The 23,958-nt window shown below is 23.6% G+C and carries 26 protein-coding genes and 1 other RNA gene; 16 read left to right on the top strand and 11 right to left on the bottom strand.

The genetic code is table 11. The features are described from left to right. Positions 1–58: 58 nt before the first annotated feature. Positions 59–451, top strand: coding sequence for a DUF3276 family protein (locus tag H0H59_RS02165; protein WP_185861994.1), 393 nt, complete (start codon positions 59–61; stop codon positions 449–451). A 78-nt stretch (positions 452–529) separates the two neighbouring features. Then, complete coding sequence (locus H0H59_RS02160; protein WP_185862428.1) at positions 530–1,009, top strand: KdsC family phosphatase; 480 nt, start codon at positions 530–532, stop codon at positions 1,007–1,009. A gap of 90 nt (positions 1,010–1,099) precedes the next feature. Here the strand turns inward: H0H59_RS02160 and groL are convergent, their stop codons facing one another. The 7 genes from groL to pncB all read right to left on the bottom strand — a co-directional run bounded on the left by groL (position 1,100) and on the right by pncB (position 7,797). Next, the gene (groL, locus tag H0H59_RS02155; RefSeq protein WP_185861993.1) at positions 1,100–2,746 is read right to left on the bottom strand and encodes a chaperonin GroEL; all 1,647 of its coding nucleotides are present in this window, start codon (positions 2,744–2,746) and stop codon (positions 1,100–1,102) included. Between the two features lie 35 nt (positions 2,747–2,781). Further along, the gene (locus tag H0H59_RS02150) at positions 2,782–3,060 is read right to left on the bottom strand and encodes a co-chaperone GroES (protein ID WP_185861992.1); all 279 of its coding nucleotides are present in this window, start codon (positions 3,058–3,060) and stop codon (positions 2,782–2,784) included. Between the two features lie 119 nt (positions 3,061–3,179). After that, positions 3,180–3,425, bottom strand: a complete 246-nt coding sequence (secG, locus tag H0H59_RS02145) for a preprotein translocase subunit SecG (RefSeq protein ID WP_185861991.1) — start codon at positions 3,423–3,425, stop codon at positions 3,180–3,182. A 15-nt stretch (positions 3,426–3,440) separates the two neighbouring features. After that, complete coding sequence (locus H0H59_RS02140) at positions 3,441–3,920, bottom strand: hypothetical protein (RefSeq protein ID WP_185861990.1); 480 nt, start codon at positions 3,918–3,920, stop codon at positions 3,441–3,443. Next, positions 3,910–5,160 (bottom strand): sigma-54 interaction domain-containing protein, encoded by a 1,251-nt coding sequence (locus H0H59_RS02135; protein WP_185861989.1) that lies wholly within the window; start codon positions 5,158–5,160, stop codon positions 3,910–3,912. Before H0H59_RS02135 ends, H0H59_RS02140 begins: the two co-directional genes overlap by 11 nt. A 35-nt stretch (positions 5,161–5,195) precedes the next feature. Then, positions 5,196–6,542 (bottom strand): tRNA (N6-isopentenyl adenosine(37)-C2)-methylthiotransferase MiaB, encoded by a 1,347-nt coding sequence (gene miaB, locus H0H59_RS02130; RefSeq protein ID WP_185861988.1) that lies wholly within the window; start codon positions 6,540–6,542, stop codon positions 5,196–5,198. Between the two features lie 64 nt (positions 6,543–6,606). Continuing rightward, a complete protein-coding gene (gene pncB, locus H0H59_RS02125; protein ID WP_185861987.1) occupies positions 6,607–7,797 on the bottom strand; it encodes a nicotinate phosphoribosyltransferase in 1,191 nt (396 codons plus the stop codon). A 155-nt stretch (positions 7,798–7,952) separates the two neighbouring features. Between pncB and H0H59_RS02120 the strand changes: the two genes are divergently transcribed. From H0H59_RS02120 to H0H59_RS02100, 5 genes are all read left to right on the top strand, one after another. Further along, a complete protein-coding gene (locus tag H0H59_RS02120) occupies positions 7,953–8,222 on the top strand; it encodes an RNA recognition motif domain-containing protein (protein ID WP_185861986.1) in 270 nt (89 codons plus the stop codon). A 116-nt stretch (positions 8,223–8,338) separates the two neighbouring features. Beyond that, the gene (dapA, locus tag H0H59_RS02115) at positions 8,339–9,232 is read left to right on the top strand and encodes a 4-hydroxy-tetrahydrodipicolinate synthase (protein WP_185861985.1); all 894 of its coding nucleotides are present in this window, start codon (positions 8,339–8,341) and stop codon (positions 9,230–9,232) included. A gap of 1 nt (position 9,233) precedes the next feature. Continuing rightward, entirely contained in the window at positions 9,234–9,731 is a 498-nt protein-coding gene (locus H0H59_RS02110) for a ferritin (RefSeq protein WP_185861984.1), read from the top strand. Next, the gene (gene bamD / locus H0H59_RS02105; RefSeq protein WP_185861983.1) at positions 9,731–10,255 is read left to right on the top strand and encodes an outer membrane protein assembly factor BamD; all 525 of its coding nucleotides are present in this window, start codon (positions 9,731–9,733) and stop codon (positions 10,253–10,255) included. The genes H0H59_RS02110 and bamD overlap by 1 nt, the downstream gene beginning before the upstream one ends. Further along, complete coding sequence (locus tag H0H59_RS02100) at positions 10,252–10,581, top strand: hypothetical protein (protein WP_185861982.1); 330 nt, start codon at positions 10,252–10,254, stop codon at positions 10,579–10,581. The genes bamD and H0H59_RS02100 overlap by 4 nt, the downstream gene beginning before the upstream one ends. Here H0H59_RS02100 and fsa read toward each other — a convergent pair. After that, complete coding sequence (gene fsa, locus H0H59_RS02095; RefSeq protein ID WP_185861981.1) at positions 10,553–11,212, bottom strand: fructose-6-phosphate aldolase; 660 nt, start codon at positions 11,210–11,212, stop codon at positions 10,553–10,555. The genes H0H59_RS02100 and fsa overlap by 29 nt on opposite strands. 109 nt (positions 11,213–11,321) lie before the next feature. Here fsa and lpdA point away from each other — a divergent pair, with 109 nt between their 5' ends. The 3 genes from lpdA to obgE all read left to right on the top strand — a co-directional run bounded on the left by lpdA (position 11,322) and on the right by obgE (position 14,366). Beyond that, entirely contained in the window at positions 11,322–12,713 is a 1,392-nt protein-coding gene (gene lpdA / locus H0H59_RS02090) for a dihydrolipoyl dehydrogenase (RefSeq protein ID WP_185861980.1), read from the top strand. 88 nt (positions 12,714–12,801) lie between these two features. Next, on the top strand, positions 12,802–13,377 hold the full coding sequence (locus H0H59_RS02085) for an adenylate kinase family protein (RefSeq protein ID WP_185861979.1): 576 nt from the start codon (positions 12,802–12,804) through the stop codon (positions 13,375–13,377). Between the two features lie 8 nt (positions 13,378–13,385). Beyond that, positions 13,386–14,366, top strand: coding sequence for a GTPase ObgE (obgE, locus tag H0H59_RS02080; RefSeq protein ID WP_185861978.1), 981 nt, complete (start codon positions 13,386–13,388; stop codon positions 14,364–14,366). On the opposite strand, the gene clpX is transcribed toward obgE, so the two are convergent. Both clpX and ffs read right to left on the bottom strand, forming a co-directional pair. Then, positions 14,363–15,589, bottom strand: coding sequence for an ATP-dependent Clp protease ATP-binding subunit ClpX (gene clpX / locus H0H59_RS02075; RefSeq protein ID WP_185861977.1), 1,227 nt, complete (start codon positions 15,587–15,589; stop codon positions 14,363–14,365). The genes obgE and clpX overlap by 4 nt on opposite strands. Positions 15,590–15,639: 50 nt before the next feature. After that, an RNA gene (gene ffs, locus H0H59_RS02070) (signal recognition particle sRNA small type) lies at positions 15,640–15,740 on the bottom strand. A gap of 127 nt (positions 15,741–15,867) precedes the next feature. On the opposite strand from ffs, the gene H0H59_RS02065 reads away from it, so the two are divergent. Together H0H59_RS02065 and H0H59_RS02060 are read left to right on the top strand one after the other, a co-directional pair. Continuing rightward, a complete protein-coding gene (locus H0H59_RS02065) occupies positions 15,868–17,505 on the top strand; it encodes a CTP synthase (protein ID WP_185861976.1) in 1,638 nt (545 codons plus the stop codon). Beyond that, positions 17,502–19,265 carry a YidC/Oxa1 family insertase periplasmic-domain containing protein gene (locus tag H0H59_RS02060; RefSeq protein ID WP_185861975.1) on the top strand — a complete coding sequence of 588 codons (1,764 nt, stop codon included), beginning with the start codon at positions 17,502–17,504 and terminating at the stop codon, positions 19,263–19,265. The genes H0H59_RS02065 and H0H59_RS02060 overlap by 4 nt, the downstream gene beginning before the upstream one ends. On the opposite strand, the gene H0H59_RS02055 is transcribed toward H0H59_RS02060, so the two are convergent. Continuing rightward, entirely contained in the window at positions 19,255–20,013 is a 759-nt protein-coding gene (locus tag H0H59_RS02055) for a biotin--[acetyl-CoA-carboxylase] ligase (RefSeq protein WP_185861974.1), read from the bottom strand. The genes H0H59_RS02060 and H0H59_RS02055 overlap by 11 nt on opposite strands. Positions 20,014–20,118: 105 nt before the next feature. On the opposite strand from H0H59_RS02055, the gene rsfS reads away from it, so the two are divergent. From rsfS to H0H59_RS02035, 4 genes are all read left to right on the top strand, one after another. Next, positions 20,119–20,430 (top strand): ribosome silencing factor, encoded by a 312-nt coding sequence (gene rsfS, locus H0H59_RS02050; RefSeq protein WP_185861973.1) that lies wholly within the window; start codon positions 20,119–20,121, stop codon positions 20,428–20,430. A gap of 66 nt (positions 20,431–20,496) precedes the next feature. Next, positions 20,497–22,437 carry an ATP-dependent zinc metalloprotease FtsH gene (gene ftsH, locus H0H59_RS02045; protein ID WP_394798649.1) on the top strand — a complete coding sequence of 647 codons (1,941 nt, stop codon included), beginning with the start codon at positions 20,497–20,499 and terminating at the stop codon, positions 22,435–22,437. A gap of 16 nt (positions 22,438–22,453) precedes the next feature. Further along, on the top strand, positions 22,454–23,287 hold the full coding sequence (locus H0H59_RS02040) for a phosphatidate cytidylyltransferase (RefSeq protein ID WP_185861972.1): 834 nt from the start codon (positions 22,454–22,456) through the stop codon (positions 23,285–23,287). 2 nt (positions 23,288–23,289) lie between these two features. Next, positions 23,290–23,955 carry a phosphatidylserine decarboxylase family protein gene (locus H0H59_RS02035; protein WP_185862426.1) on the top strand — a complete coding sequence of 222 codons (666 nt, stop codon included), beginning with the start codon at positions 23,290–23,292 and terminating at the stop codon, positions 23,953–23,955. Positions 23,956–23,958 lie beyond the last annotated feature (3 nt).

Genomic DNA, 23,958 nt, shown 5'->3' with positions numbered 1-23,958 from the left:
AAATAGTATGGACCATTTTTTTTCTTTAGATTTGCTTATATAGTAATATTTTTTTGAAATGGACGAAAAAGAAAACATTAAAGAAAGAAATGAAATTTGTTCACGAACTCTAAAAACTGGTAGTCGTACGTATTTTTTTGATGCAAGAGAAACAAGAGCTGGTGATTATTATTTAACTATCACTGAAAGTAAGAAAAATTTTTCTGAATCAGGAGAAGTAACTTATAAAAAACATAAAATATATTTATATAAAGAAGATTTCTCAAAATTTCAAAGTATACTTGATGATATGATTCGATTTATTATAAATGAAAAAGGAAGAGAAGTAATTTCGGAGCGTCATCAAAAAGATTTTAAAAACCATACTACATATAATCAAGAAATTAAAGAATCTCAAAAAAAAACATCAGAAGTAAAGGATTTTACAAATATTAATTTTGAAGATATATAAAAAATTTTATATTTAGTGTCCTTAAAAATTATTTTAAGGAAATGTTTTGATGTTATGGGTGGAAATTATATAAATATAATGAATGATATTAATACTTTTATATTTGATGTAGATGGAGTATTAACAAATTGCACTTTAAATTTATTTCCAGATGGAAATATGGTTCGTCAAATGTTTGCTAAAGATGGATATGCTATGCAATTAGCAAAAAAAAAGGGGTATAATTTATGTGTTATTACAAGAGGCTCCGATTTAATGGTTTTTAGACGTTTAAGAGGTTTGAATATTCGCTATATTTATCAAGGTGTCGATAATAAAAAAAGATATTTAGATGAATATTGTAACATATTAAATTTAACCAAAAATAAAATTCTTTATATGGGTGATGATATTCCGGATATTGAAATTATGAAATCTGTAGCATTACCTTGTTCTCCAATAGATGCAGTTCAAGAAGTTAAAGATATATCTAAATATATTTCACCAAAAAAAGGAGGAAGAGGATGCGTAAGAGATGTTATTGAGCAAACATTGAAGATTCAAAAAAATTGGTTTTAAATAAAAAAAATAGTGTCCAAGAAAAGACACTATAAAATTGGTTTTAAATAAAAAAAATAGTGTCCAAGAAAAGACACTATTTTTTTTTATTTACATCATTCCTCCCATTCCACCTCCTCCAGCTCCAGGCATTGGAGGTGTTGTGTTTATTTCATCTTTTTTTATTTCTGTAACTACACATTCAGTAGTTAACAACATTCCGGATACTGAAGCTGCATTTTCTAATGCAACTCTAGCTACTTTAGTAGGATCTATAATTCCTTCCAAAATCATATTTTTATATTCTCCAATTTTAGCATCATATCCAAAATCTCCTTTACCTTCAGCTACTTTAGCTACAACAACAGAACCTTCTCCTCCAGCATTAGCTACAATTTGACGTAAAGGTTCTTCTAAAGATCTTCTTACTATTTGTACTCCAGTGTCTTGATCTGGATTATCTCCTTTTATATTATGATCTAAAGACTTAATAGCTCTAACTAAAGCTACTCCTCCTCCTGCTACTATTCCTTCTTCAACAGCAGCTCTTGTAGCATTTAAAGCATCGTCTACTCTATCTTTTTTTTCTTTCATTTCTACTTCAGATGCAGCTCCAACATAAAGTACAGCGACTCCTCCAGCTAATTTAGCAAGACGTTCTTGTAATTTTTCTTTATCATAATCTGATGTTGTAGATTCTATTTGTGCTTTAATTTGATCTACACGTGCTCTTATCTCTTTTTTATTTCCTCCTCCATTAACAATTGTGGTATTATCTTTGTCTATAAGAACTCTTTCTGCTTTACCTAACATATTTAATTTTACATCTTCTAATTTACTTCCTGTTTCTTCAGAAATAACGGTTCCTCCTGTTAAAATTGCTATATCTTCTAACATAGCTTTTCTTCTATCACCAAATCCAGGGGCTTTAATAGCTGCAACTTTTAAAGTTCCACGAATTTTATTTACTACTAATGTTGCCAAAGCTTCTCCTTCTACTTCTTCAGAAATGATAAGTAAAGGTTTTCCAGATTGAGCAACAGGTTCTAATATAGGCAATAAATCTTTCATTGCCGCTATTTTTTTATCAGATAATAAAATTTGAGGTTGATCAAATTCTGTTATCATTTTTTCAGTATTTGTTACAAAATATGGAGATTGATAACCTCTATCAAATTGCATTCCTTCAACAACGTCTACCGATGTATCTGTTCCTTTGGCTTCTTCCACTGTAATAACTCCTTCTTTTCCTACTTTTTCAAAAGCATCAGCTATTAAAGCCCCAGTTTTTTCATCATTATTTGCAGAAATAGAAGCTACCTGTTTTATTTTTTCTGTATTTCCTCCAACTTCTCTAGATTGTCTTTTCAAATCTAAAATGACTACTGCCAAAGCTTTATCTATTCCTCTTTTTAAATCCATAGGATTTGCTCCAGCTGCTACATTTTTTAATCCTTCTCTAACAATAGCTTGAGCTAATACGGTCGCCGTTGTTGTTCCATCTCCTGCTACATCATTAGTTTTCGAAGCTACTTCTTTAACCATTTGAGCTCCTAAATTTTCTATAGGATCTTCTAATTCAATTTCTTTAGCTACAGTAACTCCATCTTTAGTTACTTGAGGCCCTCCAAATGATTTTTGTAATACTACATTACGACCTTTTGGTCCTAAAGTAACTTTTACGGCATTAGCTAATGCATCTACTCCTTTTTTTAGTTTATCTCTTGCTTCAATATCAAACTTAATATCTTTTGCCATAATTTTTTAGATTTTAAATAAATTAACAAATATGATCATATGATAGCTATTACATCAGATTCTCGCATTATGAGATATTCTTCACCTTCCCATTTTAATTCTGTTCCAGAATATTTTCCATATAAAATTCTATCTCCTTCTTTTAGAGTCATAGGTTCATTTTTTTTTCCTTTTCCTACTGCTATGATAGTTCCTTTTTGTGGTTTTTCTTTTGCTGTATCAGGAATTATTATTCCTGAAGCTGTTTTTGTATCAGCAGGATCAGGTTGTACAAGAACACGATCCGCTAAAGGTTTAATTTTTACTTCCACCATATTTAAATAATTTTTAAGGTTAACGATACTAATCGTTCAAAGCCAAAAACATGCCAAATAAAAAATACTCGTTTTTTTTTCATTTAAGTAATATTTAATGTCATAATGACATATTATATTCAATATTTTGATTTAAGGATTAAATTAAAAAATAAAATTAAAAAAAATATAATAATGGATAAAAACCAAGTGACATTTTCCAAAAATGTATTTGTTCTTTTAATACCAAAAAATCTAAAATTTTTATCCATAAAAGATTGATGAATACTTTCTTTTTTAGGATTTTGTATTAAAATTATTAATATAAGCAATAGAGATGCCATTATAATAAAAAATCCAAATATAGTTGTCAATATATTTTCCATATAATTACCAAATAATTACCAATTATCATCACTAAAAATTTGATGATATACTTGAATTGTTAGTTTTTCTATAATTTTATCAATAGTTTTTTTTAAAAATAAATTTTTTTTATGATAAAATTCTTCTGAAATAACAAAACATTGCTCCCAACTTTTTTCTGGTTCAAAATTATCTTTATAGTATATTTTTGCCGTAATTTGAATTTTTTTTAATGGATAATTTTTTCCTGGATAAATTGCATATTTTAAAAATATACCTTCTAAAACAACATCTCCATTTCTTAAAACTAAATTTGAAGGACGATGTTTCATTATATAATCTTCAATATATCTTTTGAAATCAAAAGAAATAGATCTTCTAGGAATATTTATTTTTTCTGAAAATTCTCCTATTTCTATTGTTTTTTTTATATCAAAAAAAGATGAAATAGAAGGATGATAACAACTGGAAAAAAAAAATAAAATAAACAATAAAAAATTTTTTTTATAAACCATATTGTTTAATTTTTCTATATAATGTTCTTTCTGAAATTCCTAATTCTTTTGCTGCTTGTTTTCTTTTTCCATTATTTTTTTTTAGTGCTTTTTGAATAAATTCTACTTCCTTTCTTTGTAAAGAAAAAGAAGTGGATTCATTTTTTGAAGAATCTTCTTCTACTTCTTCATAATCTAAATCTTCTTCGGATGAAGATTTAGATGAATCTTCTAATTGAAAAATAGAATTATCACTATTACGAATCATTTTTCCAAAAACTTTTTCCATAAGTTGTTGATTTTTTTCAAAAAATCTAGAATTTTTATTATTTTTTATTAATTGAAAAGTAATATCTTTCAAATTATTTAAATTTTTTTTCATATCAAATAAAATTTTATAAAAAAAGTCTCTTTCTCTACTAGAGAAATCATGAAAGAATGTTTCATGGGAAGAATGAGAAAAAGATATTGAAGGAATATTTTCTGGAATATATTCTTTTAATTTTTTTTCTTGAATTTCACGTTTTGTTTCTACTACAGAAATTTGTTCTATAAGATTTTTTAATTGTCTAATATTTCCTGGCCAAGAATAATTTTCTAAATATTTTATAGATTCATCTGTAAGAGTTACAGGTGGCATATTATATTTTTCAGCAAAATCATTAGAAAATTTTTTAAATAAAAATTTTATATCGTTTTTACGAAAACGTAAAGGTGGTACATTAATTTGTACTGTATTAAGACGATAATATAAATCTTCTCTAAATTTTCCTCTTTGTATAGACTCTATCATATTTAAATTAGTAGCCGCTACAATACGTATATTGGTTTTTTGAATATTAGAAGACCCTACTTTAATAAATTCTCCAGATTCTAAAATTCTAAGAAGACGTACTTGTGTAGTTAAAGGTAATTCTCCTACTTCATCTAAAAAGATAGTTCCACCATTAGCTCCTTCAAAATAACCTTTTCGCATACTAGTAGCGCCTGTAAAAGAACCTTTTTCGTGTCCAAAAAGTTCACTATCTATTGTTCCTTCTGGAATTGCCCCACAATTAACAGCTATATAAGAATGATGTTTTCTACAAGAATATTGGTGAATAATTTTTGGAATGAATTCTTTTCCTACTCCACTTTCTCCAAGAACTAAAACAGAAATATCAGTAGGGGCTACTTGTATTGCCTTTTCTAAGGCTCTATGTAAAGCATAATCATATCCAATAATTCCAAATTTTTGTTTTATATTTTGGATAGATTCCATTGTTTTTATTTTTTTACATCTTAAAAAGATTTTTTCTATTTTCCTATTAAAGTAGCAGATGTGGTTTTTGTTATTTTTACAAAAGCGATGTCTCCTATTTTATTATTTTTTTTTGGAAAAACTACAACAATATTTTGTGTATTCCTTCCATACCAATATTGAGAATCTTTTTTAGATTCCCCTTCTATTAAAACTTCTTGTACTTCTCCTAAGTATTTTTTCATTCTAAAAAATGAATGTTTTTTTTGTAAATCTATAATTTCTTTTAATCGTTTTTTTTTTACATTAATAGGTACATTATCTTTTAATTTTCTATATGCATAAGTCCCAGGTCTAGAAGAATAGTAAAACATATATCCATAATTATATTTTACTTCATTCATTAAACTAATAGTATCTTTATGATCTTTTTCTTCTTCATTACAAAATCCTGTAATAATATCATGAGATATAGAACATTCAGGTATTATAGTTTTAATTTTATGAATTAAAGAAAGATATTTTTCACGTGTATACTTTCTATTCATTAATTTTAGTATTTTATTACTTCCAGATTGAACAGGTAAATGAATATGTTTACAAATATTAGGGAATTTAGAAATGACTTTTAATACTTTATCCGACATATCATGAGGATTAGATGTAGAAAATCTTATTCTCATAAAAGGAATTTCTTTAGCTATTAAATATAAAAGATTAGAAAAATCTATTTCTATTTTTTTTATATTTTCATTTAAAAAATTTTCATTCCATCGATAAGAATCAACGTTTTGTCCTAAAAGAGTAATTTCTTTATATCCATTTTTATACAGACGTTTACATTCATTAATTATAAAATATGGATTACTACTTTTTTCTCTTCCTCTAGTAAAAGGTACGATACAAAACGTACACATATTATTGCATCCTCTTGTTATACTTAAAAATGTTGTTATCTTATTTTTATTTAAATGAAATGGAATTATATCTGCATATGTCTCATTTTTATTTTCAATAAAAAAATATTTTTTACCCATCATTGCATAAGAAATAATATTAGATATTTCTTTATAAGAATCAGGATTTACCAAAAAATCTATTATTTTTTCTTTAAAAAGAAAGTTTTTTATTGGTATTGAAAAACAACCTACAACTCCAAATATAGTTTTTTTATCTTTTTCTTTTTTAAGATATTGTAATTGTTCTAATCTTTTTTTTATAGTTAATTCTGCTTTTTCTCTAATAGAACAAGCATTTAATAAAATAATATTTGCTTTTTCTAAACTTTCGGATAATACATATCCATTTTTTAATAAAATAGAAGTAATGATTTCACTATCGGATACATTCATTTGACATCCATAGTTTTCTATGTAAAATAATTTTGTTTTATTTTTTTTCATTACATAATTTTTAATAAAGGTAAAAAATAAAATGTCATTATGTCATAATAAATAAAAATGTTTGTTATAAATGAAGATTTTTTTTTGCTAAAAAAATCATATTTTTTTTTCCAGTTGATTTTTCTTCAACATTAGAAAGTTTCACTACTGAAATCCAATTATTTTTATTTTTTTTTTCTATAACTGGAAGTGTCTTATCCATTTTTATTACCATATTCATGGGAGAAAGGCCTACATCATTAGTAAAATGAGTTCCTATTCCAAAATAAGGATTAATTTTTTTTTTGCAAAAAGAAGAAATATTAGCAACTTTACATGGATTTAAATTATCAGAAAATATAATTTTTTTTTTAATAGGATTTATTTTAAATTTTTTATAATGTTTAATGGTTTCTTTTATAAAAGAAATGGGGTCTCCACTATCATGTCGAACTCCTTTAAAAGTATTAGCTAGTTTTTTATTAAAATTTTGGAAAAAAATTGGAGATGTATATGTATCAGATAAAGCAATTCCTAAATTTTTTTTATAAATTTTTATCCAATTTTCCATTGCTATCCGATCTGCTATATTAAATCCATATTTTGCTGCATGAAACATGATCCATTCATGACCTAAAGTCCCTATTGGTTTTATGGAGTAAATATGAGAAAAATGTACATTACTACTTCCAATAAAAATAGGATATCCTTCTTCTATTAATATTTTTAATATTAATTTATGTACTTGATAAGAAAATCTTCTTCTTGTCCCATATTCTCCAATTTTTACATTTAATTTTTTATATTTTTTTATTTTTTTTTTAGTTAAAATTATAATTTTTTTATTTGATATAGGAATAGCTCCTGTTAATTTGTAATATAATTCAGAAATGATAGCCATTAAAGGGACTTCCCATAATATGGTGCTACTCCATGCCCCCTCAATATTCATTTGTATATTTTTTCCTTTTTGAGATATATTTACTTCTTTTGGATTATATTGATATTTATCTAAAAAATCTAAATAGGAAGAATCTAAATAAGGACAAAACTTTTCTAAGTAAGTTCTTTCTTCATTTGAAAGCTTTAAATAAGCCATTTTATTCAAATTTTCTTTTAAAATTTTATCGAAATTTTTTGGAAAAGAATGTTGACCTCTATTGATAAATTTATACTTAGCTTTTACTAATGGAAATAATTTTATCACAGCATTTTGCATGGTAAATTTATAAAAATCATTATCCAATAATGATGATACAATAAAAGAATTTTTCATTAAAATTGTTCTTTATAATTCATGAAAAAAATTTATCTATTTAAGATAAAAAATATCAATAACCCCGTTTAATTTTAATAAGTTTAAGTAATACATTTTTCTTTTTTAGAAAAAATATTTATCTAAATTTGCTTTTAAAACAATTTATTTTTAATATGGACAATACGAAATTATACGTAGGTAATTTATCTTATGATATGACAGAACAAGAATTAAAGAAATATTTTGAATCTATAGGCGAAGTAACTCATGTTAAAATAATTTTTGATGAGTCTACCTCAAATAAAAGAAGTAAAGGTTTCGGTTTTATAGAAATGTCTAATGAAGAAAATGCTAAACAAGCTATAGAAAAATTAAATGGAACGGAATTTATGGGAAGAAATATTATTGTTTCTGCAGCTAGGCCAAGAACAAAAAGATATTGATATTCATTTTATTATTTTAATTTTTTATGCACGCTTACATCTGTTTTTTAAAATAATAATTAATGATATTTCAAATAAATATTTATCACATAATTTATCACATAATGTAGTAATTTATGAAAAAATTATATGGAACAGGTGTAGCGTTAGTTACTCCTTTTAAAAAGGATGGAAAAATAGATTTCAATGGTATTGAAAAACTTGTAAAATACGTGGAGGACAATGAAGTAGATTATTTAGTTGCATTAGGAACAACAGCTGAAACAGCAACTTTGAAAAAAGAAGAAAAACAAGATGTTATTCAATGTATTCAAAGCGCAAATTATAAAAAACTTCCTTTAATATTAGGAATAGGAGGAAACAATACAAAAAATGTTATTAAAGAAATAAATAAAATTAAAAATTCATCCGATTTTTATGCTATTTTATCCGTTTCTCCTTATTATAATAGACCATCTCAAGAAGGTATTTATCAGCATTTTGTATCTATAATTAATTATACAGAAATAAATATTATTATTTATAATGTTCCCAAAAGAACAGGATCTAACATTCTTCCTGAAACTGTTTTGCGATTAGCTAATAAAAAAAAAATAATAGGAATAAAAGAAGCCTCTGGAAATATTTTACAATCTTATAAAATTATTGAAAAAAAACCAAAAAATTTTAGTGTTATATCAGGAGATGATTTTATAACTTTACCTGTTTTATTAGGAGGAGGAGAAGGCGTTATTTCCGTAATTGCTCAAGGGTTCCCTTCTTCTATTTCTAAAATGGTATCCTTCGCAAAAAATAATAAAGTGGAAGAAGCTTTTTCTATTTTTTATAAAATAATTAAAATGATAGATCTTATTTATGAGGAAGGAAATCCTACAGGGATAAAAACTTTTTTAAGTATAATAGGAATATGTAATAGCTATGTTAGATTACCTTTATTAATAGGAACACCTGCTTTAAAAAAGAAAATGCTACATTTATTGAAAAAAATAAGAAATCATAGCATAAATTGACATGTTTAGTGATAAAATACAAATAGGTTTAATAAAACAATTAAATAGAGAATATGAGTCTTCTCAATTATATTTGTCTATGGCATCTTGGGTAGAAAAAAAAGGTTTTGAAGGAATATGTGAATTTTTATATGATCATTCTCATGAAGAAAGAATGCATATGTTAAAATTAATAAGATATATTAATAAAAGAGGAGGAAACGTAGTTATAGATAATGTTTGCATTAAAAAAATTACATATGGATCTTTAAAAGAATTATTTAAAAAATTATTTGAACATGAAAAAAAAATATCCAATAAAATAAACCTTTTAGTAGAATTATCTTTAAAAGAAAAAGATTTTTTTACATATAATTTTTTACAATGGTATGTAGAAGAACAAATAGAAGAGGAAGCTTTAATTAGAATGGTTTTAGACAAAATGGAGTTAATAGGAGAAGATAGAGGAGGTTTGTATTTATTGGACAGAGATATTAAAAATATTCATATAAAAAAATAGTGAATTTTAGAATTATTTTATTGTTAATAATAATTATAACTATTTTTAATGGTTGTTTAATTTTTTCTGATATAAATAAAAATGAAGAAGATTTATTTAAAAGTGGGAAAAATTATTATTATTCTTCTATAAATTTTGATTTAGATAAAACAAAAACTTGTGTTGCTATTAACAAAATTAATCAATTTATTCGAGAATATCCAAATAGTTGTAATGTTAAAGAAGCTTATAGATTGCTGAACGATTTATTAAAAAAAATAGAAGATAAAAATTATAATATAGCGGATTCTTATTTTTTAATGGGGAGATATCAGGTTTCTTTAATTTATTTTAAAAATCTTATAAAAAATTTTCCAGATGGTTTTTTTAAGGAACAAATTTTATATAAAATTTGTTTATCTCAATATAAATTATCTAAAAAAAAGGATTTTTTTAGGTCTTATGAAGAATATATGAAATATTTTTCTCATTTATCTAATGCAAAAAAATTAAAATTTTTATATAAAAAATTAAAAAATATATGAATTTTATTAGTGGTATTAATGCTTCTATAAATACGGAAACGATAGATCGTGTAAAATTAGAAAAAATTTTAAAAAAAAATATATATGAAACTATATGCATATTAGAGATTATAAGTAAAAAAATTAACGATAAAATTAAGGAAGATTTAGACAATAAATTGGAGGAATTTAATTTTATGCATAAAAATAATTTAGAAGAAATTTTTGAAAATAAGGAACAAATAGAGTTATCAAAATTTTATGAAAAACTTCCAAAAGCTACATCTATTTCTATACAATATTTATTAGAAAAAAAAATTAAAATTTCTTATTGTAATCTTTTATAAATTTATCTAATCCTATATTTGTTAACGGATGATATAATAAAGTTTTTATAACATTTATAGGAGAAGTTATAGCAAAAATACCAATTTTTGAACATTCTATTATATGTAAAGGATTACGTATAGAAGCAGCTAATATTTTTGTTTTAAAATGATAATTATCATATATATTTTTTATTTCTTTTATAATATTTAATCCATTATAAGATATATCATCTATTCTTCCTATAAATGGAGAAACATAATAAGCTCCTACTTTTGCCGCTAAAATAGCTTGTCCGGGAGTAAAAACAAGAGTGCAATTAGTTTTAATTTTTTTTTTGTAAAAATACTTTATAGCTTTAATTCCATTTTCTGTCATAGGTATTTTTACTACAATTTTTGGATGTAAAAGGGAAAGTTTTTCCCCTTCTCTAATCATTTCTGTATAATTATTACTAATAACTTCTGCGCTTACATCTTCTTCATTTTTTAAAAGATTACATATGGATATATAATGATTATCAATTTCTTTTTGATTAAAAATAGATTCCCTTGCAATTAAAGATGGATTTGTTGTTACTCCATCTAATATTCCTAACAATCTAGCTTTATTAATTTCTTCTAAATTAGCTGTATCTATAAAAAATTTCATATACATCCTATATTTAGTGCAAATTTATAATATTTTTATTATAATTACGAATTGTGTTTTTTTTTCTATAAAATCTGTAAATTTAACATTTTATAAGATTTAAATTATTATGCATTTTGATATTATTGTTTTGGGAAGCGGCCCTAGTGGTTATGTAGCATCTATACGTGCTGCACAATTAGGAATGAAAACAGCTATAATAGAAAAAGAATCTCTTGGAGGAATTTGTTTAAATTGGGGCTGTATTCCTACCAAATCTCTTTTAAAAAATGCAAAAATATTAGAATCTATCAAAAAAAATGGAGATTTATTTGGAATAAATAATCATCAAATTAAAATAGATTATCCTAAAATTATTTCTAAAAGTAGAAATGTAGTAGATAAAATAAAAAAAGGAATTTCATTTTTAATGAAAAAAAATGGAATTCATGTTATTCATGGAACTGCTGAATTAAAAAAACAAAAAAAAATTGATGTTTTAAAAAATGAAAAAAATATAGGCGAGTATTCGGCTACACATATTATTATTGCTACTGGAGCTATTCCTAAAATAGAAAAAAAGTTTCAATATAATGGAGAAAAAATCATAACATATAGAGAAGCACTTTCTTTATCTTCATTACCAAAAAGAATAATTATTATAGGTTCTGGTTCTATTGGATTAGAGTTTGCTTATTTTTATCATTCTATGGGGACAAAAGTTACTATTATAGAAATTTGTCCAAAACTTTTTCCAAATGGAGATGATGAAATATCTGATTACTTGAAATATTCTTTTGAAAAAATGGGAATAAAAAGTTATACATCTTCTTCTATAAAAAAAATAAATCATAATAATGGTATTATTACTATGGATGTTAAAACTTCTATAGGTAATATTATTTTAGAAACAGATATCGTATTATATGCTATAGGAATTATTCCTAATATTCAATTAATTGGATTAAAAGAAATAGGCGTTCAGATTGAAAAAGGATTTATAGTTGTAGATGAGAATTATAGGACAAATATAGATGGATATTATGCTATTGGAGATGTAATTTCAACTCCTTCTTTAGCTCATGTTGCTTCACATGAAGCAATAAATTGCATTGAAAATATAAAAGGGTTGAATTGTCATAATATAGATTACAATAATGTTCCAAAATGTGTTTATTCGTTTCCTGAAATAGCTTCAGTAGGTTATACTGAAAAAGAGGCTAAAAAAAAAGGATTTCAAATAAAAGTAGGTAAATTTCCATTTAGTGCTCTTGGAAGAGCGATTTCTGATGAAAATACTAATGGTTTTGTTAAAGTAATTTTTGATGCAAAATATGATGAATGGTTAGGTTGTCATATGATTGGAAATAACGTTACGGATTTGATTTCTGAAGTAGTAGTTGCTAGAAAATTAGAAGCAACTAGTTATGAAATTTTAGGAAGTATACATCCTCATCCTTCATTAAGTGAATCTATTTTAGAAGCCATAGCTCATGCTTATGGAAAAGCTATTCATTTATAATAATTGCATATAATAATTGCACTATACCATAACCTTACTTTATAGTGTATTTTTTTTTACATAAAGATTTATAATAAAAATTTTTTTTATGATACACATTATATTGTTTGGTCCTCCAGGATGTGGAAAAGGAACTCAAGCTCAAATAATAGCAAAAAAATTTGATTTTATACACTTATCTACTGGTATGATATTTAGAGATAATATTAAAAAAAAAACGAAGTTAGGAAAACTTGCTAGTTGTTATATAAATAAAGGAATATTAGTTCCTGATTTTATAACCACAAAAATGTTGAATATAGAAGTTCAAAAACATTTTCATGCTAAAGGAATTATTTATGATGGATATCCTAGAACTAAAAATCAAATTTTATCTTTAAAAGAAATATTAAAAAAATTTTATTTAGGAAATATAAATATTATTTTTCATTTTTTTATTCAAGAAAAATTAATAATAAATAGATTATTAAAAAGAGGAAAAATAAGTCATCGTAATGATGATACGGATATTATTACAGTTAATAAAAGAATTGAAGAATATAATAAAGAAACGGCTTTTATTTGGAATAATGATAAATATGGAAAAAATATTATAAAATTAAATGCTTCTTTCCCCATAAAAAAAATTTCTTTTTTTATAGAAAAAAAAATAATGAATTTATAATAAAAACTATGAAAAATTATTTTATTGATTTTATAAAAATTTATTGTAAAAGTGGAGATGGAGGAGCTGGATGTATTCATTTTTATAGAGATAAAAATATAATTAAAGGAGGACCAGATGGAGGATCAGGAGGAAAAGGAGGAAATATTGTTATTCAAGGAAATTATCATATTCATACTTTTTTTCATTTAAGATATAATAAACATTGGATCGCAAAATCAGGATTTTCTGGAAAAAGGAATAATATAACTGGATCTAATGGAAAAGATTTATTAATAGAAGTTCCAATAGGAACTATAGTTAAAGATCAAAAAAAAAATATTATAACAGAAATTAATAAAAGTTTTCAAAAAAAAATTTTATTTGAAGGAGGAAAAGGGGGAAAAGGAAATTCTTTTTTTAAAAATTCAATTAATCAATCTCCTTATTATGCACAACCAGGAATGAAAACAAAAGGTTATTGGATTTTTTTAGAATTAAAAATTTTAGCAGATGTAGGTATTATAGGAGTTCCTAATGTAGGAAAATCTACTTTGCTTTCTGTTATAACAAAAGCTAAACCAAAAATAGGAAATTTTGCTTTTACTACTAAAGAACCACATTTAGGTGCGGTAAAAATGGATTTTAATTCTTTTATAATAGCAGATATTCCTGGAATTATAGAAAAAGCATCTGATGGAAAAGGATTGGGATATTATTTTTTAAGGCATGTAGAACGAAATTCTATTTTATTGTTTTTAATTTCTTCAGAAACAAAAAATAAGAAAAAAGAATATTTTATTTTACTAAATGAACTAAAAAAATTTAATTCAAGTCTTTTAAAGAAAAAACGATTATTAGCAATTTCTAAATCAGATTTAATTTCTTCAGAAACAAAAAATAAAATAAAAAAAATATTTTCTAATTTAGATATTATATTTTTTTCTTCTTTTACAAAAGAAGGATTAATAGAACTTAAAAAAAAACTATGGGAATTAATAAAAAATTAAGAAAAAGAAAGTTTTTTCAAAACAATATTTTTATCTATATTTAAAATAGGTTGTATATTTTCTATATTAAACATATAATCTAAAAATATTTTTTCACAAAAAGTTCGCAATCCTCTAGCTCCAATTCCTAATTGAAAAGTTTTATCTACTATAATATCCAATGCTTCATCTGTTATATTCATAGATATTTTATCCATATAAAATAATTTTTTATATTGTTTTATTAAAGCATTTTTAGGTTCTACCAATATTTTTTTTAACATATTTTTATTTAATGGATTTAAATAAGTTATTACAGGAAATCTTCCTATAAGTTCAGGAATTAATCCAAAATTTTTAAGATCTATAGCTATAATATTTTTTAAAAAATAATTATTATTTTTTTCTTTTTGTTTTTCTTTAGTTAAAAAACCTATAGATATTTGTTCAATTCTATCAGAAATAATTTTTTCTATTCCATCAAAAGTCCCTCCAGCTATAAATAATATATTTTCAGTATTTATTTGAATCATTTTTTGATCTGGATGTTTTCTCCCTCCTTGTGGAGGTACATTTATGACTGACCCTTCTAATATTTTAAGTAAAGCTTGTTGAACTCCTTCTCCAGAAACATCTCTAGTAATAGAAGGATTATTATTTTTTCTAGATATTTTATCTATTTCATCTAGAAAAATAATTCCTTTTTCTGCAGAATGAATATCATAATTAACTGATTGTAATAATCTTGTTAAAATAGATTCTACGTCTTCTCCTACATATCCTGCTTCAGTTAAAGTGGTAGCATCAGCTATTGCAAAAGGAACTTTTAAAAGTTTTGATATACTTTTTGCCAATAATGTTTTTCCTGTTCCAGTATTTCCAATTAACAATATATTTGATTTTTCTATTTCTACATTTTCTTCTGTATTTTCATTTTTATTTTTTGAAACATCCCCTTGAATAATCCGTTTATAATGATTATATACAGCTACTGAAATTATTTTTTTAGCCTCATTTTGTCCTATTACATTTTTATCTAAAAATGATTTTATTTCTTTAGGTTTTTTTATTTCTATGGTAGGTACATTTATTTTTTCATCATTTTTTATTGAAAATTTTTTATGAATTATGGAATAAGTTTTTTCTATACAATAATTGCAAATATGTCCATTTATTCCAGATATAAGAAAAGTTATCTCATTTTTTTTTCTACCACAAAAATTACATTTTAATAAGTCTTCCATAAATTTTTATTCCATAGCTACTATATTTTTAAAAGTTACTATGTTTTTTAAAGGAGCAAGCAAAACTACATCACATCGCTACAACCTATTGACCTTTGCTGTGTTCCCACCCTGGAGGATTTATAGGGAGCTGATTGTGTAGAACTTGCTCCATATTTGGTAAATATAAAAAAAAAATCATAAATTCTTATTATTAAAAATTCACATTCTGTGAAATAAAATTTATTCGTTATAATTAACTTTTTTATAAAAAAAATTGTTAATTTATATTCTTCATAATGGGGATAAAATATATTTTTGTTACAGGAGGGGTAACCTCATCTTTAGGAAAAGGAATCGTTTCGGCTTCGTTAGGAATGTTATTAAAAGCTAGGGGATATAAAATTTCAATTATGAAATTAGATCCTTATTTTAATATAGATCCAGGAACTTTAAATCCTTATGAACATGGAGAGTGTTTTGTTACTGAAGATGGAGCAGAAACAGATTTAGATTTAGGACATTATGAACGATTTTTAAATCAACCTACTACTAAAGAAAATAATGTAACATCTGGATTGATATATAAAACAGTTATAGATAATGAAAGAAAAGGAAATTATTTAGGGAAAACGGTCCAGGTTATTCCTCATATAACTGATGAAATTAAAAGACGTATTAAAAAAGTTGGAAAATCTAAAAATTCTGATATTATTATTACAGAAATAGGTGGGACTGTCGGAGATATAGAAAGTTTACCATATATTGAATCTGTACGTCAATTAAAATGGGAATTAGGTAAATTTAACGGATTAGTTATTCATTTAACTTTGTTACCGTACGTAACAGTAACTGGAGAAATTAAAACGAAACCAACACAACATTCTGTTCGTAATTTAATGGAAAATGGGATACAAGCAGATATTATTGTTTGTAGAACAGAAAAACATATATCTAAAAATATTAGAAAAAAATTAGCTTTATTTTGTAATGTAAAACCAAAACATGTTATAGAATCAATTGATACTAAAATTATATACGAAATTCCTTTTTTATTGCATTTACAAAATTTTGATAAAGTGGTGTTAAATAATTTGAATTTATCTACTATTTTGTCTCCAAATTTAAAAAAATGGAATTTTTTTGTAAAAAAATATAAGAATCCAAAATATGAAACACAAATAGCATTAGTTGGAAAATATGTTTCTTTACATGATTCTTACAAATCAATAACAGAAGCTTTAATTCATGCAGGAGCGGAAAATGAAACTTATGTTAAAATAAAATGGATTTATTCGGAAACGATAAAAGAAAAAAATATTAAAAAATATTTTGATGGTATTTCAGGAATTTTGGTAGCTCCAGGATTTGGTAATCGAGGAATAGAAGGAAAAATACTTGCTGCAAAATATGCAAGAGAGAATAAAATACCATTTTTTGGTATATGTTTAGGTATGCAAATTGCTGTTATAGAATTTGCTAGAAATGTATTAGGATTTAAAAAAGCAGAAAGTTACGAAACAAATCCATATACTTCTCATCCAGTGATAAGTTTAATGAAAAAACAAAAAAAATTAACTCATAAAGGAGGAACTATGCGTTTAGGAAATTGGAAATGTTCTTTCGTAGAAGGATCAAAAATATCTTCTATTTATGGAGGTAAAAAAGAGGTATTTGAAAGACATCGTCATAGATATGAATTTAATAATAGTTACTTAGAATATTTTTCAAATGCTGGAATGAAAGCTGTTGGAATAAATCCAGATACAGGTTTAGTAGAAGCTTTGGAATTGGAAAATCATATTTTTTTTTTGGGAGTTCAATACCACCCAGAATATAAAAGTACAGTAACAAATCCTCATCCTTTATTTACTAACTTTGTACAAGTTTCTAAAAATTATAAATTTTTTAATATCCAGAATTCTTCTTGTATATGAAGGATAAAAAATTAGATTATAGTTCTATGATAGGACTATTTCTTATACTATTTATTTTAACAGTTTTTACTTATTTTTTTAGTAATCAAGAACCCAAAAAAAATAATAATAAAAAATTTTATATTTCAAAAAAAATTATTCTTTTAGAAGAAAAAAAAAGGGGGGAAAATGGTTCTTTTTTATTAGAAAATAATGTTTTAAAATTGAAAATTTCTCGTATAGGAGGGATGATTCGTGAAGTTTTTTTAAAAAAATATAAAGCTTATGATGGTACTTTAGCATTTCATTCAAAAAATCTTTTTTTGGTAAAAAATTCTAGTCTCTTATATGATATGTCTTTTTCTAATAAAAAAGGTTTAAGTATTAATACAAAAAATTTAATTTTTAAACCTTTTTTTTTAAAAAATAAAAAGGGAGTTAATATTCTTATTATGAGAGCTAAAAATCCTTATGGAAAAGGATTTTTAGATTATATATATATCATGGGTAAAGATAATCAATACCATATTGGTTTTTATGCCAGAACTATAAATTGTTTTCCTTTTAGTAAATCTGTTTCTATAAATTTGGAACAAAAAATATTCTCTTTGGAGAAGGATAGAAATTGGGAAAATTCATATACTCAAGTATATTATTCTGTTAATAATTCGACGTCTGTAAAATATTTATCTGAAAAAAAAACAGAGGAAAAAAATATATCCAATATAAATTGGATCGCTAATAAACAACAATTTTTTTCTTTTATATTTATTCCCAATAAAACATTAAAAAATATTTATGTTAGATCTGAAAATTGTTATTCAGGAATTTTTCTAAAAAAAATTCAATTTCACACATTAATAAATAACACAAAAAAAAATAAAGAATTTTATTTTTCTTCTCGTTTTTATTTTGGTCCTTTGGATTTTAATTTTTTAAAAGAATATAAAAATGGATTTGAAAATATTATTCCATTTGGATGGGGTTTTTTAAAATGGATTAATAAATATTTTTTTTTAATAATCTTTCAATTTTTAGAAAAAACAAATTTGAATTATGGTCTTATTATTATTTTAATGACTATTGTAGTGAAACTTATATTATTTCCAATTACTTATAAACAATATAAATTAAGTGCAATAATGAAATTGATTCGTCCAGAAATAAAAGAGTTAAATAAAAAATATATAAATAATGAAGATACTTTGAAAAAACAACGAGAAATGATGGAACTGTATAAAAAAGTAGGAATTAATCCAATGTCTGGATGTATTTCTACATTATTTCAAATTCCTATTTTCTATTCGTTGTTTAAATTTTTTCCTACTATAATAAATTTGAGAGGAAAATCTTTTTTATGGGTAGAAGATTTAACATCATATGATTCTATTTTTAAATTACCTTTTTTTATTCCTTTTTATGGAAATCACGTTAGTTTACTCACTTTATTATATTCATTAGCTTTATTAGTTTATACAAAATTAAGCAATAATGGAAAAAAAGATCTTTCACAAGATGATAATAGTTCTATTCCTGATATAAATTTTATATTATATTTAATGCCAATTTTAATGTTATTGTTTATAAATAGTTATGCTTCTGGTCTATCTCTATATTATTTTACTTCTAACATTATTAATATTTGTTTTTTATTTTTTATTAAAGAGTTTATGTTAGATGAACAAAAAATTATGATGAAAATTCAAAAAAAAAAATTAAAAAAACGTACTCATTGGAGAACAATGATAAAAGAAATAATAAATAAAAAAATTACGGAATAAAAAATTTTATTTCTTTTTGAGAAAAAAAATGGTATTTTTTATTATTGAATTCCACTATTAAAAAACCTTGATTTGTTATAGATCGTATAATGCCTTGAACATAGTTTTTTTTTCGAAAAATATAAAAAAAAGAAATTATATCTTTTAAATATAGATTATTGATATAATGTTTTCTTACAAAATTTTCTCCATATTTTAAGAATAAAAAATATTCTTTTTGTATAAAAAATATTATTTCATATAAAAGATTATATAATTTAAAATTAATATTAAAAATTTCTTTTAAAGAAATAATATTCATTTTTTCAGATAATTTTAGCTGATAAACGTTTAACCCTATTCCAATAATAATGGTATAAATATTTTTATTTTTTATGTTATTTTCTATTAAAATTCCTCCAATTTTTTTATTATCTGAAATAATATCATTAGGCCATTTAATCCAAATTTTTTTTTTATGGTTGTATTTTGATAAAATTTTATGAATAGCATTACTTGTAATGACATTTATGATATATTTTTTATGAATAGGAAAAATATGAATAGGGTTAAAAACAATACTAAAAGTCAAGCTTTTTTCTTTTTCTGTATACCATAAATTTTTTTCTATTCCTTTTCCTTTAGTTTGATTTATACCCCAAACTACTATCCAATTTTTTTTTTTATGAGTATATTTTCTAGCATATTGATTTGTAGAATTAACTTCTTTTAATAAAATTAAATCTATGGGCCAAATAAATTTTTTCAAAATATTTTATATTGAAAAATATAATTTCTTTAAAGTGAAAACTTTATTTTTGTTTTTGAAATATAAAAAGAATAAATGTTTATTTAACAATAAAATAATTTTGTTTTGCTTTTAAATAAGATTATAGAAGGAATTAAAATGGTTAAAGGAGAAGATATCACTGTTTTAAATTTAAAAAATAGAAAAAATTTTATTTGTGATTATTTTGTTATTTGTAATGGTAGTTCTCATAATCAAGTATATGCTATATCTGAATCAATAGAACAAATTACAATTAAACAATTACAAAAAAAACCTTGGCATATAGAAGGATTAAAAAACAGAGAATGGATACTCGTGGATTATATTTCTATTGTAGTACATATTTTTCAAAAAAAGGCAAGATTGCATTATAATATAGAAAATCTTTGGAGTTAAAATACATGACAACCATAAAAAAAATTTGGTTTTTATTTTTAAGTTAAATAATCATGAAGAATACTTATGAGAAAAATAAAAAGTAAAAATAACTTTTTTTGGGTATATGCAGTTATATTTGCTATATTTTTGGGTATATTTTTTTTTAAATCTTCTTTTTCTAATCCTAAAAAAATAGATCAAGATACTTTTTTTGATATTTTAGAAAAGGGGAAAGTACAAAAAATTATAATAAAACATAGAGAAATAGTATATGTTTATTTGAAAAAAAAAATTTTATCTAATGGAATAAATTATGCTCAAAATAATGATAATGAAAATAGAGTTATTCCACTATTATTGAAATATGAATTTGAAATAGGAGATTTACAATTTTTTCAAAAAAAATTTGAAGAATATAAAAAAAAGTATAATCTGAATACTATTATTGATTTTAAAAATCAGCAAGAATATACAATTACAAAATTTTTTTTTGATTATGGTATTTTTTTTATATTGCTAGTAATTTTTTGGATTTTTATTTTTAAGAGAATTGGATCTACAGGTGGGGGTGCTGGTGGACAAATATTTAATATAGGAAAGTCAAGAGCTAGATTATTTGATGAAAATGATAATGTAAAAATTACATTTCAAGATGTAGCTGGATTAGAAGGAGCAAAAGAAGAAGTTCAAGAAATAGTAGAATTTTTAAAAAATCCTAAAAAATATACTAAACTTGGAGGAAAAATTCCAAAAGGAGCTTTATTGATAGGCCCCCCAGGAACAGGAAAAACATTATTAGCGAAAGCTGTAGCTGGAGAAGCTAAAGTTCCATTTTTTTCTTTATCAGGTTCAGATTTTGTAGAAATGTTTGTAGGGGTAGGAGCTTCTAGAGTTAGAGATTTATTTGAAAAAGCTAAGGAGAAATCTCCATGTATAATATTTATTGATGAAATAGATGCTATAGGAAGAGCTAGAGGAAAAAGTAGTATAGCGGGATCCAATGACGAAAGAGAAAATACTTTAAATCAATTATTAACAGAAATGGATGGATTCGGGACTCATACAAATGTAATTGTATTAGCAGCTACTAATAGATCTGATGTTTTAGATAAGGCATTATTACGTCCTGGACGTTTTGATCGTACTATATTAGTTGATCCTCCAGAATTAAATGAAAGAAAAGAAATATTTAGAGTTCATCTTAAAAAATTAGTTTTATCTGATAATGTCGATATAGATTTTTTATCTAGACAAACTCCAGGATTTAGTGGGGCTGATATAGCAAATATTTGCAATGAATCTGCTTTGATTGCAGCAAGAAAAAATAGATCTAAAATAGAAAATAAAGATTTTTTAGATGCAATAGATCGTATAATAGGAGGATTAGAAAAGAAAAATAAAATTATCAAACCAAATGAAAAAAAACGAATAGCTTATCATGAAGCGGGACATGCTACAATAAGTTGGTTATTAGAACATGCTGCTCCTTTAGTAAAAGTTACTATAGTTCCAAGAGGTAGATCTTTAGGATCTGCATGGTATCTTCCAGAAGAAAGACAATTAACAACTCCAGAACAAATGAAGGATGAAATATGTGCATTATTAGCAGGGAGATCCGCAGAAGAAATTATTTTTAGTAGTATTTCTACTGGAGCTTTAAATGATTTGGAAAGAGTTACTAAACAAGCGCAATCTATGGTAGCTATTTTTGGATTAAATGAAAAAATTGGGAATATTTCTTATTATGATTCAACAGGACAAAATGAATTTTCTTTTTCTAAACCTTATAGTGAAAAAACAGCTCAAATTATAGATGAAGAAATATATAAAATTATAACGGAACAATATCAAAGAGCTAAAAAGATATTAAAAAATAATGAACAAAAATTAACAATGTTGGCTAATGAACTTTTAGAAAAAGAAGTTATTTTTAGAGAAGATTTGAAAAAAATATTTGGGGATAGACCTTTTCCTGATGAAATAGGAGATATGTTAAGTACTGTTAGTAATATTTCTTCTCCTTAATTTATTTAAAAAATAAATGAAAAAGAAGAAAAATTTTAATTTTTTAATCAGATTACTTACTGGGTTTATTTATGTTATTTTGATTATTTTTTCTATTGAAAAAGGAGAAAAGTGTTTTAGAATAGTAATGATGATGTTATCTTTTTTTTGTTTATTTGAATTTTTAGTCATATTAGGAACTGATATAATTTTAATTAAAATTACTTTTTTATTTTTTTTATTTTCTATAATAATGGATTTTTTTTTGAAAAAAAAAGGATTAATATCATACATTGTCTGTTTTATTCCATATTCTATAATTTTTTTTATTATTCAGCTTTTTTCTAAAAAATATTCTCATAAAGAAAAAATAACACAAGTAAATCATTTAATTTTTGGATTAGTGTATATTATTATCCCTTTTTATTTAGCTTCTTATATTTATACTATAAATTATGGAAAAAAATTTATTTTAGGTGTTTTTCTTTTAATATGGACAAATGATTCTTTATCTTATTTAATAGGAAAAAAGTGGGGTAAAAAAAAAATTGCCATATCTATTTCTCCTAATAAATCTGTAGAAGGTTTTATTGGAGGTTTATTTTTTTGTTTAATGTTAGGTTTTTTTTTATACAAAATATGGAAAAGAAAATATTGGGTAATTTTAGCTTTTACAATTCCTATTTTTTCTACTATTGGTGATCTTGTAGAATCTACTATTAAAAGATCTTATAATGTAAAAAATTCTGGTATTTGGTTTCCTGGACATGGAGGATTTTTAGATAGATTAGATAGTTTTATTTTTGTAATTCCAATTATAGCAACAATAGTCACTAGTGTTGTTTATTTTTTTAATCCTAATCCATTATAATGATAATTCACAAAGAAGGAATAACATTTTTATTGTATGCATTAATTATATTATTATTATTAATATTATTTTCTTTTTTTTTATTTTCTAGATTCATTTTTTTTTCTATACTTATTTTTTTAATTATACATTATATTTTTTTAATTTTTTTTTTTAGGAATCCAAAAAGAAATTTTTCTGAAAAAAATTATAAAAAAAAAGAAATCGTTATTTCTCCAGCTGATGGAAAAATTGTGGAAATACAAAAAATTTTTGAAAAGGAATTTTTAAAAAAAAATTGTATATGTATATCAATTTTTATGTCTCCTTTTAATGTACATGTGAATCGATTCCCTATATCTGGAAAAGTCATTTATGTAAAATATCATACAGGTAAATATTTAATAGCTTGGTTTAAAAAAGCATCATTAAATAATGAACGTACAACTATTGTTGTAGAAACAAATAAAAAAAATAAAGTTTTATTTAGACAAATAGCTGGATTTATAGCTAGACGAATTATTATTTATGCAAAAAAAAATGCTATAGTAAAAAAAGGTGATGAATTTGGATTTATAAAATTTGGATCTAGAGTTGATGTTTTATTACCCTTAAATTCTATTATATTAATAAAAAAGGGAGAAAAAGTTACTGGAGGTGAAACTAAAATTTCCATTATTCCATCATAATAA

Source organism: Blattabacterium cuenoti (genome assembly GCF_014251715.1).
Classification (GTDB): domain Bacteria; phylum Bacteroidota; class Bacteroidia; order Flavobacteriales; family Blattabacteriaceae; genus Blattabacterium; species Blattabacterium cuenoti_M.
This window is presented reverse-complemented; position numbering and strand designations above follow the sequence as displayed.

What these genes read in the sequence shown, in the direction of transcription:
- H0H59_RS02110 (WP_185861984.1), top strand. Translation starts at nt 9,234, where the DNA reads ATGTTTAGTGATAAAATACAAATAGGTTTAATAAAACAATTAAATAGA.
- fsa (WP_185861981.1), bottom strand. Translation starts at nt 11,212, where the DNA reads ATGAAATTTTTTATAGATACAGCTAATTTAGAAGAAATTAATAAAGCT.
- H0H59_RS02120 (WP_185861986.1), top strand. Translation starts at nt 7,953, where the DNA reads ATGGACAATACGAAATTATACGTAGGTAATTTATCTTATGATATGACA.
- H0H59_RS02085 (WP_185861979.1), top strand. Translation starts at nt 12,802, where the DNA reads ATGATACACATTATATTGTTTGGTCCTCCAGGATGTGGAAAAGGAACT.
- miaB (WP_185861988.1), bottom strand. Translation starts at nt 6,542, where the DNA reads ATGAAAAAAAATAAAACAAAATTATTTTACATAGAAAACTATGGATGT.
- H0H59_RS02165 (WP_185861994.1), top strand. Translation starts at nt 59, where the DNA reads ATGGACGAAAAAGAAAACATTAAAGAAAGAAATGAAATTTGTTCACGA.
- secG (WP_185861991.1), bottom strand. Translation starts at nt 3,425, where the DNA reads ATGGAAAATATATTGACAACTATATTTGGATTTTTTATTATAATGGCA.
- H0H59_RS02140 (WP_185861990.1), bottom strand. Translation starts at nt 3,920, where the DNA reads ATGGTTTATAAAAAAAATTTTTTATTGTTTATTTTATTTTTTTTTTCC.
- dapA (WP_185861985.1), top strand. Translation starts at nt 8,339, where the DNA reads ATGAAAAAATTATATGGAACAGGTGTAGCGTTAGTTACTCCTTTTAAA.
- groL (WP_185861993.1), bottom strand. Translation starts at nt 2,746, where the DNA reads ATGGCAAAAGATATTAAGTTTGATATTGAAGCAAGAGATAAACTAAAA.
- H0H59_RS02135 (WP_185861989.1), bottom strand. Translation starts at nt 5,160, where the DNA reads ATGGAATCTATCCAAAATATAAAACAAAAATTTGGAATTATTGGATAT.
- H0H59_RS02065 (WP_185861976.1), top strand. Translation starts at nt 15,868, where the DNA reads ATGGGGATAAAATATATTTTTGTTACAGGAGGGGTAACCTCATCTTTA.
- lpdA (WP_185861980.1), top strand. Translation starts at nt 11,322, where the DNA reads ATGCATTTTGATATTATTGTTTTGGGAAGCGGCCCTAGTGGTTATGTA.
- pncB (WP_185861987.1), bottom strand. Translation starts at nt 7,797, where the DNA reads ATGAAAAATTCTTTTATTGTATCATCATTATTGGATAATGATTTTTAT.
- ftsH (WP_394798649.1), top strand. Translation starts at nt 20,497, where the DNA reads ATGAGAAAAATAAAAAGTAAAAATAACTTTTTTTGGGTATATGCAGTT.
- clpX (WP_185861977.1), bottom strand. Translation starts at nt 15,589, where the DNA reads ATGGAAGACTTATTAAAATGTAATTTTTGTGGTAGAAAAAAAAATGAG.
- H0H59_RS02040 (WP_185861972.1), top strand. Translation starts at nt 22,454, where the DNA reads ATGAAAAAGAAGAAAAATTTTAATTTTTTAATCAGATTACTTACTGGG.
- H0H59_RS02100 (WP_185861982.1), top strand. Translation starts at nt 10,252, where the DNA reads ATGAATTTTATTAGTGGTATTAATGCTTCTATAAATACGGAAACGATA.
- obgE (WP_185861978.1), top strand. Translation starts at nt 13,386, where the DNA reads ATGAAAAATTATTTTATTGATTTTATAAAAATTTATTGTAAAAGTGGA.
- H0H59_RS02150 (WP_185861992.1), bottom strand. Translation starts at nt 3,060, where the DNA reads ATGGTGGAAGTAAAAATTAAACCTTTAGCGGATCGTGTTCTTGTACAA.
- H0H59_RS02160 (WP_185862428.1), top strand. Translation starts at nt 530, where the DNA reads ATGAATGATATTAATACTTTTATATTTGATGTAGATGGAGTATTAACA.
- H0H59_RS02060 (WP_185861975.1), top strand. Translation starts at nt 17,502, where the DNA reads ATGAAGGATAAAAAATTAGATTATAGTTCTATGATAGGACTATTTCTT.